This is a genomic window from Roseovarius pelagicus, from assembly GCF_025639885.1.
Classification (GTDB): Bacteria; Pseudomonadota; Alphaproteobacteria; order Rhodobacterales; family Rhodobacteraceae; genus Roseovarius; species Roseovarius pelagicus.
Genome location: NZ_CP106737.1, coordinates 14,102 through 28,446, shown reverse-complemented (window position 1 = coordinate 28,446; position 14,345 = coordinate 14,102). Strand labels below are relative to the sequence as shown.

At 55.1% G+C, this 14,345-nt stretch carries 11 protein-coding genes and 1 pseudogene; 10 read left to right on the top strand and 2 right to left on the bottom strand.

Features of this window, described 5'->3' with window-relative positions; all coding sequences use genetic code 11:
• Nucleotides 1-45 precede the first annotated feature (45 nt).
• Nucleotides 46-1,680 (bottom strand): choline dehydrogenase, encoded by a 1,635-nt coding sequence (locus tag N7U68_RS00110; protein WP_263046702.1) that lies wholly within the window; start codon nucleotides 1,678-1,680, stop codon nucleotides 46-48.
• A 97-nt stretch (nucleotides 1,681-1,777) separates the two neighbouring features.
• The gene (locus N7U68_RS00105; RefSeq protein WP_263046701.1) at nucleotides 1,778-2,830 is read right to left on the bottom strand and encodes an LLM class flavin-dependent oxidoreductase; all 1,053 of its coding nucleotides are present in this window, start codon (nucleotides 2,828-2,830) and stop codon (nucleotides 1,778-1,780) included.
• A 514-nt stretch (nucleotides 2,831-3,344) separates the two neighbouring features.
• Between N7U68_RS00105 and N7U68_RS00100 the strand changes: the two are divergent.
• The 10 genes and pseudogenes from N7U68_RS00100 to N7U68_RS00055 all read left to right on the top strand — a co-directional run bounded on the left by N7U68_RS00100 (nucleotide 3,345) and on the right by N7U68_RS00055 (nucleotide 14,321).
• Nucleotides 3,345-4,031 (top strand): annotated as a pseudogene (locus N7U68_RS00100) (IS6 family transposase).
• A 41-nt stretch (nucleotides 4,032-4,072) separates the two neighbouring features.
• A complete protein-coding gene (locus N7U68_RS00095) occupies nucleotides 4,073-4,315 on the top strand; it encodes a LysR substrate-binding domain-containing protein (RefSeq protein ID WP_263046700.1) in 243 nt (80 codons plus the stop codon).
• Between the two features lie 319 nt (nucleotides 4,316-4,634).
• Nucleotides 4,635-5,666, top strand: coding sequence for an isopenicillin N synthase family dioxygenase (locus tag N7U68_RS00090; protein ID WP_263046699.1), 1,032 nt, complete (start codon nucleotides 4,635-4,637; stop codon nucleotides 5,664-5,666).
• A 58-nt stretch (nucleotides 5,667-5,724) separates the two neighbouring features.
• The gene (locus tag N7U68_RS00085; protein WP_263046698.1) at nucleotides 5,725-7,290 is read left to right on the top strand and encodes an ABC transporter substrate-binding protein; all 1,566 of its coding nucleotides are present in this window, start codon (nucleotides 5,725-5,727) and stop codon (nucleotides 7,288-7,290) included.
• Nucleotides 7,291-7,373: 83 nt separating this feature from the next.
• On the top strand, nucleotides 7,374-8,330 hold the full coding sequence (locus N7U68_RS00080) for an ABC transporter permease (RefSeq protein ID WP_263046697.1): 957 nt from the start codon (nucleotides 7,374-7,376) through the stop codon (nucleotides 8,328-8,330).
• A gap of 3 nt (nucleotides 8,331-8,333) precedes the next feature.
• Entirely contained in the window at nucleotides 8,334-9,152 is an 819-nt protein-coding gene (locus N7U68_RS00075) for an ABC transporter permease (protein ID WP_263046696.1), read from the top strand.
• A gap of 10 nt (nucleotides 9,153-9,162) precedes the next feature.
• A complete protein-coding gene (locus tag N7U68_RS00070) occupies nucleotides 9,163-10,785 on the top strand; it encodes an ABC transporter ATP-binding protein (protein WP_263046695.1) in 1,623 nt (540 codons plus the stop codon).
• Nucleotides 10,786-11,156: 371 nt separating this feature from the next.
• Nucleotides 11,157-12,365, top strand: coding sequence for an acyl-CoA dehydrogenase family protein (locus N7U68_RS00065; protein ID WP_263046694.1), 1,209 nt, complete (start codon nucleotides 11,157-11,159; stop codon nucleotides 12,363-12,365).
• Between the two features lie 6 nt (nucleotides 12,366-12,371).
• The gene (locus N7U68_RS00060) at nucleotides 12,372-13,514 is read left to right on the top strand and encodes an acyl-CoA dehydrogenase family protein (RefSeq protein WP_263046693.1); all 1,143 of its coding nucleotides are present in this window, start codon (nucleotides 12,372-12,374) and stop codon (nucleotides 13,512-13,514) included.
• A 138-nt stretch (nucleotides 13,515-13,652) separates the two neighbouring features.
• A complete protein-coding gene (locus N7U68_RS00055; RefSeq protein ID WP_263046692.1) occupies nucleotides 13,653-14,321 on the top strand; it encodes a TetR/AcrR family transcriptional regulator in 669 nt (222 codons plus the stop codon).
• The last annotated feature ends 24 nt before the right edge of the window (nucleotides 14,322-14,345 follow it).

Here is a 14,345-nt window from a genome sequence, read left to right as displayed (position 1 = left end):
TTGCTTATCTCCCTGAAAGTTAGTGATTGGCATATTCACATTTGTCTATCTACGATAGACTGCCGTGTCTTGTGGTGCCAATGCAGGCCGACCACGTAGCTGGTCAGCGATTTTTTCGGCAATCATAATCGTAGGAATGTTGATGTTGGCCGACACGATGGAGGGCATGATCGACGCATCGACCACACGTAGTGACTTCAGCCCATGCACCCGTCCTTGGTCATCGACAACCGACATTTCGTCTGTCCCCATCTTGCAAGTGCAGCTAGGATGATGCGATGTTTCCCCCTTGGCGCGACCAAACGCATCAAGTGCATCGTCACTGACGGCCTCTTTGCCAGGTGCAAGCTCTGCGCCCCTGAATTCGTTAAACGCGGACTGAGCAGCAAATTCGCGGGTCATGTGGACCGCATCCCGGATTTCCTGCCGGTCTCGGGCATCAGCCAAATGGTTGAACTGGATGCGCGGAGCGGCAAAAGGATCGGCTGATGTCAACCGCACCCAGCCTTTGCTGCGTGGGCGCATCTGACTGATGTGAAATTGAAACCCGTGATCTTCGATTTTCTCTAACCCATCATAACTGACTGCGATCGGTGCGAAATGGTGCTGCATGTTCGGAAAACTCACACTGTCATTGGTTCGGAAAAATGATCCCGTTTCCCAAATATTGGTGGCCCCGATACCGCGTCGAAGAAGTAGCCATTCAGCACCTGTGCGAAGTTTCCCCAATGGTTTAGTTGCCGAATAGAAGGAAACCGGTTTGGTACAATGATACTGCACCAGATAATCAAGATGGTCCTGAAGGTTCTCGCCGACGCCCGGCAAATGCTGGAGGGTTGGGATGTCATGTTCCGTCAGTTCATCCTGCGGGCCGATCCCTGAAAGTTTTAGCAACTGGGGCGAGTTGATGGCACCAGCCGAAAGCACGACTTCGTCAGCTGCGTAGACCTTTTGTGTCTTACCATTTTCGACGAATTCTACACCGATGGCACGTAGTTTGTCGAACAGGATACGAGTGACCCGCACTTTAATTTTTAGATCAATATTGCCGCGCTTACGGGCGGGGTGCAAATAACAATACGAAACGCTGCTGCGCCGACCATTAAATGTCGACCGCTCCATTCGGAACACGCCTTCTTGTCGGTATCCGTTGACATCCTCGGTATAGGTGTGACCGGCTTGTTGGCCAGCCTCTAGAAATGCCTGAAACAATGGGTTTCGGCATTCAGGTATCGTCACCTTGATGGGGCCGTCTGCACCCCTCAAGGCATGAGGAGCGTGTGCGCTGGTCTCCAACTTGCGGAAATACGGCAGGCAGTTGGCAAAAGCCCAATCCTTAAGCCCTTCTTGCGCCGCCCAGCCATCGTAATCCATTGGATTGCCACGCAGGTGCACCATACCGTTGATCGAGGACGATCCCCCCACCACGCGTCCGCGTGGATAGTAGACGCGGCGGTCGTCAAGATAGGGTTCAGGTTCACTGTGATAGGCCCAGTTAAACCGTTCGCTTTCCAACGGAATTGCCAAAGCCGCTGGCATGCGCAGTTCGTATAAGCTCCGATCCATCGGACCGGCTTCGAGAACCAAAATTCGATTGCTGCTGTCTTCGGATAGTCGGCTCGCGATGACAGACCCTGCAGATCCTGAGCCAATGACGATATGGCTGTAGTCCTTCGTCATACCGCCCCCGGATTCGCAGTTCTTTCAGTGAAAACGCTCATTTGAGAGCCCCTTAGATCAAAGTAGATCGGGTCTTTATAGACAAAAGCTGCCTTGATCATTCACAAGCCCCCTCCAGCACACCTATTCCTTTATAGGAAAAATGGGGCGCAATCTCTTCGGCAAACTGTTGAATGTTCTCAAGCGTGGCCGCCTGAGACATCCCAAAGTTGCAGTTGAATATGAAACGATCGATTCCGAGGTCTGAATATTCGCCCAGCTTGTCGACAATTTCCTGCACTGAGCCAATCATAAGACTCTCGGCAAGCTCTTCTGCAGTTTGATTGCGCGGAAGTTCTCGGATCAGGCCATTATCCACCTTACCAGGGCCAGTGAAAACATTGTCAAAGCGGGCGTAGTAAGAATTCGCCCTATGTATACAAGAGTTTCTCACGGCATCCGAATTGCAGACAAAGCCAAGACGTGAGAGCGAAAGTGTGAGCTCCGCCCCAGCATCTCCCATTTCGTCTTTGGCGCGACAAAATCCAGCCACCTGATCCCGTAGTAATTGATGCCGCCCGGCAAGCGGTGTCGTCTGGATATGGAACCCACGTTTTGTACACTGATAAATTCCTTCGGGATTCAGAACAGCCATCATCATCTGTGGCCCGCCAGGAGTCATCGGGCGTGGCATGATCGTGATGGGGTCGAATTGATAATAATCGCCATCGGCGCTGACTTCTTCTTCGCTCAAAAGTTTTTGAAGAAGGTCGAGGGATTCGTTGAAACGGGCTTGCGTCTGATCCATGGGAACGCCCATCCGCTCCATCTCATAGGCGAACGCGCCGCGTCCTACACCAAGTAACAGGCGGCCTTGGGTAAAGATGTCCGCACAGACAACTTCACCGGCATAAACCCGCATGTCATGAAGTGGCAGAACAGCAATGGAAGTGATAATTTTGATCTGATCTGTGTGCTGCGCAATTTGAGTTGCGAATTGCAGCGGCGCAGGCATCATCAGGATGTTTACCAAGTGATGCTCTGTCACCGAAACGGAATCAAAGTTCAATTTCTCGGCAAAAACAGCCTGATCTAGCATGTCTTTGAATACGCGATCTCCACCGTAAGACTTATCCGTGATGTATGGACCCAATTGTATGCAAAAATCCATGCTGACTTCCCATAGGCTTCATTATCTGTCTGTGACAGTTTTGGCAGAACGGTTCTGGCAAAGATATTGAATTTGTTAATGCGAATAATTGAAGAAATTTCAATTATAACGCTTTCACTGAGGTGTCACGTTTGGATGCAGCTTCGCCGCAAGCTTTGTTGCATAATAGAATGGCTAAAGCGTCCCGCCCGAAACCTGAATCGCGGGGATTCCCACACGCATGATTTTGTGATTCATCCTGTTTGGGAGGATGGTTCTGTTGCGTTAGTTTAGCATGTTCAAATTTCTAGTGTTAGGATTGAGATCATGCCGCTTCATCGAACAGATTATCGACGAATTCCACTTCCTTAAGGACGCCGGTTTCATTATTTGCGAAGTACCCTTTCTGGCATTGCCAAGTTGTTCAGCCGATGCTGAGATTTTTCTACGTTTGGCAAGGGTTCTGTCGCAAACTTTCTAATTCCATTCATACAAGATCGCCGATATGTCATTGTGCCAAAAACGGGCAGGCAAGATGGGGGTGAGTTTCAAAGGGGTGCATTACCCCAATAGCGTGATCCTTTATGCCGTATATTTTTACGTCAGATACGCGGTCTCCCACCGAGATTTGGAGGAGATCATGGCAGAGCGTGGTGTCGATGTTGACCTGCGACACTGAACAGGTGGGTGGTGAAATACTCACCGCTCATTGCTGAACAAGCGCAAAAGCGAAAGCCTCAGACAGCCAACTCATGGCGGATGGATGAAACCTATGCCCAGGTCAAAGGCCAATGGGTCTATTTTTATCACGCTGTTGATCGGAACGGCCGAACCCTTGATTTCATGCTCTCTGCAAAGTGGAACAAGGCTGCCGCACGTCGGTTTTTTTAAACGTGCAATTTCAACGAATGGTACGCCTGATCGCATTGCTATCGACAAGAGCGGCGCCAATCTGGCGGGGCTTCAGGCCGTGAACGTGATCCGCAAATTTACGGGCAGCGGGCGGTTGATCCGGATCATGCAGAGCAAATATTTGAACAATATGATCGAGCAGGACCACCGTTTCATCAAGCGGATCACGCGCCCAGCACCAGGCTTCAAGGAGTTTCACTCAGCAGATGCTACGCTGGCTGGGATTGAAACCGTGCACATGATACGCAAAGGTCAAATCGCCGCGAATGGGAAAACAGGCTTCCAGCAATTCGCCGACCTCGCAGCATAAGTGTGTCCGCTAACAGGCTGTTTTGCACTACCAGATGAAGTTTGCGACAGTACCCCCCGCGCGAACCGGGTGATCTGATACACCACAATTGCCTGTTGCTTCGGTATCCGCGCTCGCCCGAGTGGTTCTGGACATTGATGGTGGGGCAGGCCCCCACGCGCGTAGATGTCTCTGGCCGCTACGATGCCGATGACGGCGACGTGCTGACAGGCTGGGCACTGGCGGGACGCGGGATCATCAACAAACCCAGGTTTGATATCGCGGCGGAACTGGCGGCGGGATAGGGTGTTTTGCACCAACTCTCGCCCCCGCACGTGCGAAGGGCGGCCTGCACGATGACCATCGCATAAACAAATTGGCGATACCCGTGAAGCCGCGAGAAATATTTTTCTCTTTAATATCATATATTTCAATGAATTTCATCAAATGCAGATGCTGCCTTGACACAATTCCTACCCAAGAGTAGTTTATGCATATACCTACTGCGAGGTAGTCAATGGAACTCCGGGGGACAATTGGAAAAGCATCCTCGCGCGAGGGCCATTGGCCAGCGCGTACGCACCTCGGAAGAGGCATGAGGGCTAGATACCAAGGAGACAAGTCATGTGCGAAATTCCGATAGTCGACATAGGTCCACTATTTGGCGATGATGAAAAGGCCAGAGCGAAGACAGATCGCGAAATTGCCAACGCGGCATTCGACATCGGCTTCATGGTGGTCAAGAATTACCCCTCAGATATCAAGGTCGGATCCGCCGAGCGCAATAAGATGCTCAAGCTATTCGATATTCCCGAAGACGATCAGCGCCCCTACTGGAAGCGCAATTTTGCGCCTGAGAATCCACATCTTTACCGTGGCTGGTTCCCGCTGTCCTCAAGCCCGACCCGAGGGCGCGAAGGCTACGAAATCGGCCCTGACATTGTCCGCACACTGCCGGCAGACCAGGCGGATGATGTTCTATACGAGCCAACGCCGCTTCCAGACGAGAAGCTGCTGCCTGAAAGCTGGGCCAAGACGACAGCAGAGTATTACCTGAGTGCAGAAAACATCGGTGAACATATTCTGGCGTCGATTTCACGAAGCCTGGGGATCGACGAAAGCATTTTCCGCGATGCCTTCAACGATGGTATTTCCACCTTGCGCTTGTTGCATTATCCCAGCCGCGACAATGTGATTTCCAATGGTTCCACCCGCTATGTCGAGCATGACGGCAAGACTTTTGAGCAGGTCGCTGGCGCACATGTCGACTCGGGCCTGCTGACCCTTCTGGCGACCTGTGGTGTCGGCGGGCTGCAGGCAAGGGACACGCATGGCAAATGGATTGACGTTCCCGTCATCGACGACAGCTTTGCGGTCAACTTTGGCGGCCTTCTGGAACGCTGGACCGGCGGCAAGATCAAGGCAACGCTGCACCGCGTGCTCGGCCAGGGCGAACACCGCTATTCAATCCCGTTTTTCTTCGAGCCGCGGCCAAGCACCGAAATTGCACCGCTTCCCATCGACGGGATCGAACCATTCGAACCATTCCTCTATGGTGATCATCTCTGGGCTACTACGACGAAGTTCCCCGAGAATTTCGGACTGGCAGAGTTGCGTCCACCCCGAGCACCCTATACCGACCCGTTGGCCGGGTGATGGCAGCGTTTGCTCGAACAGGAATATTGGCACCCTAATAACCAACAAGGAGAATAACGTGACCACCAATCGCATCCTCAAAACCGGCCCGAGCCGCCGCGGATTCATCGCAGGAACTGCTGCCGTCGGCGCGGGCCTGATGTTGCCCGCTGGCGCTTTCGGCCAGACGGCTCCGAAAAAAGGCGGCACGCTTCGGGTGGGCCTGAGCAAAGGTTCGTCGTCGGACAGCATGGACCCGGCAACGTTCAACAACGACTTCATGTTCGCGACCGGCTATGCCGTGTTCAACACTCTGACAGAAATCGCCCCTGACGGCACGGCCAAACCAAATCTGGCTGAAAGCTATGAAGCAAGTGCCGATGCCGCCACCTGGACCTTCCGCTTGCGTGAAGACGCCGATTTCTCGGACGGCAAGAAGGTGACTGCCGAAGACGTGATCTCCTCGATCCGTCACCATATGGGGGAAGACTCCAAATCGGGCATCAAGCCGCTGCTGGCGCAGATCACCGGTATCCGCGCAGATGGCGACAAGGTCGTGATCTTTGAACTCGAAGGCGGAAACGCGGATTTCCCCTTTGTATTCAACGATTATCACCTGGGCATTCGTCAATCAACCGGCGACGGCATTGATCCACACAGCCTGATCGGAACCGGCGGCTTTACCATTGAGACCTTCGAACCTGGTGTGCGCGTCGAGTTGAAACGCCGCGACGATTACTGGAAAAAGGGCTACGCGCATTTCGATAAGGTCGAGATCCTCAAGGTCGGCGATGTGGCGGCGCGAATGAATGCGTTGATGAACGGTGAGGTCGACGTGATCGACCGCCCTGATTACAAAACCATTGATCTGCTAGGGCGCAATCCGAACGTCCAGGTTGTCACCCATGACAGCCCGGTGCATTATATCATGCCGATGCATACCGACACCGCGCCCTATGATGACGTGAACGTGCGGCAGGCCCTGAAATACGGCATCGACCGCGAACAGATGGTCCAGTCCGTCCTCTATGGATATGGCAGCGTCGGCAACGACCAGCCTATTGCCTCGACGATGCTCTACTACAACGACGATCTGGAACAGATCGCCTATGATCCCGAGCGCGCAAAGCACCATTTGAGCAAGGCAGGGCTATCGTCACTGGATGTCACGCTGTCCACAGCGGATACGGCGTTCAACGGTGCGGTGGATACCTCGGTGTTGTTCAAGGAATCTGCCAAGGCCGCCAACATCAACATCAATGTCGACCGGCAGCCGGATGATGGGTACTTCTCGAACGTCTGGTTGAAGAAACCGTTCTGCGGCTCCTATTGGGGCGGTCGTCCAACAGCGGATTTGATGTTCACGGCGGCATATGCCGAAGGCGCTGACTGGAACGAAACCAAATGGAAGAACGAACGCTTCAATGTGTTGCTGTTGCAGGCGCGCCCTGAGCTGAACCACGAACGCCGCGCCGAGATGTATGGCGAGATGCAGAAGATCGTGAAAGAAGATGGCGGCGCTCTCATCCCGGCTTTCGGCAACGCTGTCTGGGCGATGTCGAAGAATATCGCGATGCCCGAACAGCTCTCGGAGATGTGGGGTTTTGACAGCTGGCGCTTCATCGAACGTTGGTGGACAGCCTGATCCAGCTCACTGTTTCGGGCGGCTTTGGAAACAGCCGCCCGTATTTCGTCCCGCAGCGCCTCCGCCTTCTGGAAAATCATCATATGCATCGGCTTCAAAAGCTCATTCTGGGACGCCTGATTTTCGGTGTTCTTACACTGTTCATCATTTCGGCGTTCATGTTTATCGGTATCGAAATTTTGCCCGGTGATCTTGCTCAGCAGATTCTGGGCCAGTCCGCGACCCCCAGCACAGTCGCCGCCTTTCGCGCCGAGCTGGGCCTCGATCAGCCGCCTCACATACGCTATATCGACTGGCTCGGTGGGGTGCTTCAGGGTGACTTCGGAAATTCTCTTGCCTCGGGGCGGGCCGTGGCCGACCTGCTCAGCACGCGGCTGTACAATACCATCTTCCTGGCAACATATGCAGCGGTGATCGCGATACCGGTCGCACTGACTTTGGGTCTTTTGACGGCGCTCTGGCGCCACACCGTGTTTGACCGCGGGATGAATCTCGGGGCTCTTGCGGCCGTTTCGATGCCCGAATTCTTTGTCGCATATGTGCTCATTCTTTTCCTGTCGATCCGGTTTGGCTGGTTTCCTACACTGGCCCGTATTGATGCGGCAGAAGGATTGGGGGATGCGCTTTACCGCACCTTCCTGCCGGCGCTGACGTTGGTTCTGGTGGTGGTCGCACATATGATGCGGATGACCCGCGCCGCGATCATCAACGTGCTGGCCTCGCCCTACATCGAAATGGCGCAGCTGAAGGGTGTGCCATGGTGGCGGATTATCGTGCTTCACGCACTGCCCAACGCCTTGGCACCGATCATCAATGTCATGGCCCTGAACCTTGCCTATCTCATCGTTGGCGTCGTGGTGGTTGAGGTCGTGTTTTCCTATCCTGGCCTGGGCCAGCTACTGGTGGACGCCGTGACGAGCCGTGACTTCCCTGTCGTACAGGCCGTGGGCCTGTTCTTTGCCACCGTCTACATCACGCTCAATGTGCTTGCAGATATCATTTCACTGATCTCGAACCCGCGTTTGCGACATGGCAGATAAGCAATGATAAAACTTCTCAAATCCGCGCCGCTGACCGCCATTATTGGCATCATCATCCTGCTTGTGACGCTTCTGACCGGCCTCTTTGCGCCCCTTATCGCGCCGTTTGGGGAAACCCAGATCGTCGGCAACCCCTATCAACCCTGGAGCAGCGCGCATCCGCTCGGCACCGATAACCTGGGTCGCGACATGCTGTCACGCATGATCTATGGCGCACGCAACACTGTCGGGCTGGCACTGCTGACCACCTCCATTGCCTTCGGTCTCGGGTCTTATCTGGGGATGTTCGCCGCGCTGCGCTCGGGTTGGTTTGACGAAGTGCTTTCTCGTATGATCGACGTTTTGCTGGCGATGCCGACACTCATCCTCGCTCTGATGTTGCTGGCCATTGTCGGGACATCCATCTTTAACATGGTTGCCGTAATCGCAATCATCTATATTGCGCCGGTTTACCGGCTGTCACGGGCAGCGGCCATGAATGTGGTTGGGCTCGATTATGTCGAGGCCGCACGGCTGCGCGGAGAAAGCACGTTCCGGCTGTTACGGCGCGAGATCCTGCCAAATATCAGTTCCACCCTGATCGCCGAATTTGGCGTGCGGTTTTGCTTTGTGTTTCTGTTCATCGCCGCGCTGTCGTTTCTTGGCATCGGCATCCAGCCGCCCATCGCTGATTGGGGCAGCATGGTCAAAGAAAACGCAACGCTCATCTCCTTTGGGGATATCACCCCACTTATTCCGGCCGGGGCCATTGCCCTGTTGACCATCGGGATCAACCTGATTGTAGATTGGATGCTGCATCGCGCCAGCGGTCTGAGCGACTGAGAAGGACATCATGGGAAATCTTCTGACAATCCGCGACCTGCGCCTTGAGGCCGGCAACCGCCGTGAACCTGTTGCGATCCTGAACAGGATCTCACTCGACCTTGATCGCGGCGAGGTTTTGGGCCTTGTCGGTGAAAGCGGCGCCGGCAAAAGCTCGGCCGGGTTGGCCGCGATGGGATTCGCCCGAGACGGAGTGCGTTTTGCCGGGGGCCGCGTGAATTTCGGCGGCACAGAGCTTCTCGGACTGTCGCAGGAACAATTGCGAAAATTACATGGAAAGAAAATTGCTTACGTCGCGCAGTCGGCCGCCGCCAGCTTCAACCCTTCCATGCGGTTGATCGACCAATACACGGAAGGTCCATATCTGCACGGCACCGCCACCCGAAGAGACTCCGAGGCAGATGCCATAACGCTGTATCGCCAGATGCAGCTGCCAAATCCCGATGAGATCGGATTTCGCTATCCGCATCAGGTATCGGGCGGCCAACTCCAACGCGCAATGACAGCGATGGCGATGGCTTGCCGACCTGAGCTGATTATCTTCGACGAGCCAACGACGGCGCTGGACGTGACAACGCAGATCGAGGTGCTCGGCGCGATCCGCGATATCGTTGATCAATACGACACCGCCGCAATTTACATCAGCCACGATCTGGCAGTTGTCAGCCAGATGGCCGATCGCATCTGCGTGATGAAAGACGGCGTTGAGGTCGAGACAGCCAACACAAGCAAGATGTTGGACGATCCGCAACAGGATTATACGCGTTCGCTCTGGGCCGTCCGCTCTTTTCGCCGCCCCGAGACCGACACAGATGCCGAGACCACGCTGCTTCGGGGGCAGGGTATCACTGCAGGATATGGCGGAACTCCGATACTAAATGATCTGAACTTCACGATCGCGCGCGGCCGCACAACGGCCATCGTAGGAGAGAGCGGCTCGGGGAAATCGACGTTGGCCCGCGTGCTGGCAGGGCTATTGCCGCAGAAATCAGGCGAGGTTTTCTGGCACGACGGGTTGCTTGAGCCGCAGTTGAAAAAGCGCGATGCCAAGATGCTTCGCAACATCCAGATGATTTATCAATCAGCCGATACATCGCTCAATCCGCGTCACACCATCCGCGAAACCCTTTCGCGCCCGGTGACGAAGTTTACCGGAAGACGCGGCAAGGCTCTGCGTGCGCGGTTGGCCGAGCTGATGGAACTGGTTGATCTTGACGTCGATTTTCTTGACCGCAGGCCTGGTGAACTTTCCGGCGGGCAGAAACAGCGGGTTGGCATTGCCCGGGCACTTGCCGCCGAAGCGGAATTCATCATCTGCGATGAGGTGACAAGCGCGCTTGATCAGCTTGTCGCCGAGGGTATTCTGAAACTCCTGGTGAGGCTTCAGCAAAGTCTCGGATTGACGTTCATGTTCATCACTCACGATCTTGCCACCGTCGAAGCGATTGCACACAAGGTTATTGTGCTGAAGGAAGGTCGCATCGTCGAGCAAAACGACCGAAAGTCTATCTTCAGCGATCCTCAAGAAACATATACAAAACGCCTTCTTGAATCAGTGCCGCAGATGCATCCTGGCTGGCTTACATCTGCGCGCGAACGCGAAAAGGAACTGCGTGAGCGCGAGGCGTCCTAAGGCATTGCTCATCAGGGTGTCCTCGACTGGCGTTCGCCCTGGCCGCGAATATGACGCGGGCTAGTTTGATCCCTCCCCTCAACCGCGCCAAGAACTTTTACATTTCCGTCCGACTGCTTGGCAACCATCCTGATCGAATTCGGTCGGAATGCCCTTGAGGCCGCGCAGGTCCGGGCTGCGCCGCTGGCAGTCTTGACGACTGTAACCAAACACTTGGCAAGCCGGAAGTCTCTGATTGGATTAAAATTTTTAGTATTCATCATAACTACTTGTAAGTAGGTTTTTATGAGAATATTCTTTACATCAACCAAGGCATTGCTGACCGGACGAAGATCCGCTCTCGTGTGAGATCCTGTTTGAGGAGAAACAAGATGAACCTCGAATATGACGCGAAAGAGCAGCAATTTCGCAAGCAGGTGCGATCTTTCATCGAAGCCAATCTTCCGGCTGATCTTCGGGCCAAGGTCTTGAATCACAAACGCCTCACGCGCGAGGATTACCGCAAATGGCACCTGATCCTGTACGCCCAGGGATGGGTGGCGCCCAACTGGCCCCGTGAATATGGCGGGGCCGCGTGGACGCCTGTGCAGCGCCATATCTGGGAAGAAGAAACCACCCGCGCAGGCGCGCCCAACGTCATCAGCTTCGGCATCAACATGCTCGGCCCGGTATTGATGGAGTTTGGCACAAAGGCGCAGAAAGATCACTATCTGCCGCGCATCCTGAATTGCGAGGACTGGTGGTGCCAGGGCTACTCCGAGCCGGGATCGGGGTCGGATCTTGCATCGCTGAAAACCTCTGCCGAGTGGATCGAGGACGAAAGCGGCGCCTACTACCTTGTCAACGGCCAGAAAACCTGGACGACCTTGGCACAGCACGCCAACATGATCTTCTGCCTGGTGCGCACCACCACCTCCATGCGCAAGCAAGAGGGCATCTCGTTTCTGCTGATCAACATGAAATCGCAAGGGGTCAGCTTGCGACCGATCATCACGCTGGACGAGGATCACGAGATCAACGAGGTTTTTTTCGACAACGTCAGGGTGCCCGTGGATAATCTGGTGGGCGAGGAAAACCTTGGCTGGACCTATGCCAAATACCTGCTCAGTCACGAACGCAACAACGTGGCCGAAGTCGGCCGGTCCAAGCGCGAGCTTCGTTTCCTGAAACACCTGGCGATGACCACGCCCAGCCAAAACGGATCGCTGCTGGACGATCCGCTTTTCGCGCGTAAGGTCGCCCTGCTCGAAGCCGAGATGATGGCGCTCGAAATCACCAACCTGCGGGTTGTCTCGTCCGATCACGGCAATTCCGAACCTGGCCCCGAGGTCTCAATGCTCAAGATCGTTGGAACCGAGGTGCAGCAGCGCCTGACCGAACTGATGGTCGAGACAGTGGGGCCATATAGCCTGCCGTTCGATGTCGATTTCCTTGAGGGCCGGCGCGAGACAGCAGTGACTGGCCACGATGCGGCAGCTCCGCTTACGGCGCATTATCTCAATTTCCGCAAAGCTTCGATCTACGGCGGATCAAACGAGATTCAGAAGAACATCATCAGCCGGATGATATTGGGACTTTGAAAGAACATGGATTTCACGCTGACCGAGGAACAAGCGCAGCTTTCCGACACGCTCTGCCGCTGGCTTGAAAAGGAGTACGGGTTCGAGCAGCGCCGCGACACCATCGCTTCGAAGAATGGCACATGCGCACGGGCCTGGACCGGCCTGAGCGATCTGGGGTTGCTGGCGCTACCGGTGCCCGAAGTGCTGAACGGGTTTGGCGCGAGCGGTGCAGACATGTTCGGCGTGATGGAAGCCCTTGGGAAAGCCCTGCTTGTCGAGCCTTACCTAGCAACCGTTAGTGGCATCGAATTTCTCAAACATGATCAAGACCGCTTTGCCGGCCTGCTGGGTCAGGCGGCGTCCGGCGTGGTGCGCCTTGCCTGCGCGCTCGGCGAAAGGCAATCACGGTTCGACCGGTTCGACGTCGAGATGACCACCCGAATCGAAGGCGGCGCTCATGTCCTGAACGGGCGCAAGACGGTTGTCGTTCATGGTGCCCAGGCCGACCACCTAATCGTTTCGGCGCGAACCGCAGGCAACACGCGTGACCCGGATGGGATCACATTGTTTGTGGTGCCCTCGGACATCCGGGGGCTTTGCCGCACCGATTATCGCACGATTGATGGAATGCGGGCCGCCGATATAGAGTTTGCCAACGTGCGCCTGCCCGATTCAGCACGTCTCGGCGCTGCGGGCGAGGCCTGGCCGATCATCGACGCGGTTTCGGATTACACCTGCGCCTTGCTTTGTGCCGAAGCGGTCGGGATCATGCAGGCTGTCAACGACACGACACTGGAATATCTCAAGATGCGCCGACAGTTTGATCAGCCAATCGGGGCATACCAGGCATTGCAACATCGCATGGCCGAACTGTTCATCGAGGTCGAACAGGCCCGGTCGCTGGCCATGCTGGCCGCGAGCGTTGCAAGATCAGACGAGACCAGCAAACGCCGCCACACGATTTCGGCTGCCATGATCCGGGTCGGCCAGGCGGCCACGCGTGTTGGTCAGGAGGTAATCCAGATGCATGGCGGCATCGGAATGAGCAATGAAATGCAAGTTGCCCACTACTTCAAGCGACTTTCGGTTTTCGGTGCGCTGGAGGGTGACATAGATCATCATGTCGCACGCCTCGCACGACAGCCCGAATTTCGCCATCCAGACTGATCATCCAGCACGTGGTGCAAAAGCGGCATCTGCCCCGGAACTGCTCCGGTTTCTTGTGCAATGGCCGAATTCCTCGTTTAATGAAGTGGGAATTGATGCGTGGTACGGGCGTTCAAGGTATATGGAGATAAAAAGTGAATGATTGACAACACCAAGGGTTCAATCGCGGATCGGCGCAAGGCGCGCAAGGCGGAAAATCATGAGGCAAAGCGCAACCGGATTCTCGACGTTGCCGGCGAAATGTTCTTTCGGCAGGGCTATGCCAACACCAATCTTGATGAGATCGCGCTGAAGCTGGGGGTGAAAAAACCGTTCATCTACTACTATTTCAAAGACAAGCTCGACATTTTTGAAACGCTGTGTGTTGAATCGTCAAAATTGACCTGCGAGGCTTTTAAGGCGAATGGCACGACAGGTCTCAGCCCTTCGGAAAGATTGTCACTCGGATTGAACGAGCTGATCCTGCGCTATCTGCAAACCTTCGCTGGCGGCGCACTCTATTACAAGGAGCCAAGCCTGCTGGCGGGGGACGCCGCGAAAATTGTACGTGAAAACGGCCTGCTGCTGCATGCCGATTTGCTCGATGTGCTCGAGGACGGGCGCCGCGCGGGTGAGTTCCATTTCGAGGACACCAAATTGACCGGCCTGCTGATCGGCGGGGCCATTGGATTCATGTTTCATTGGTATCGGCCCGACAGCAAATTGCCACCCGATGAGCTGGCGGATTACATGGTGGACGACCTGATGAAGATCGTCACATCCCCGCCGGCCACTGCCTCGGCGTCACGCCCCGGACAACAGAGTTAAAGACCGGTTCGGGCGTGATGAGTG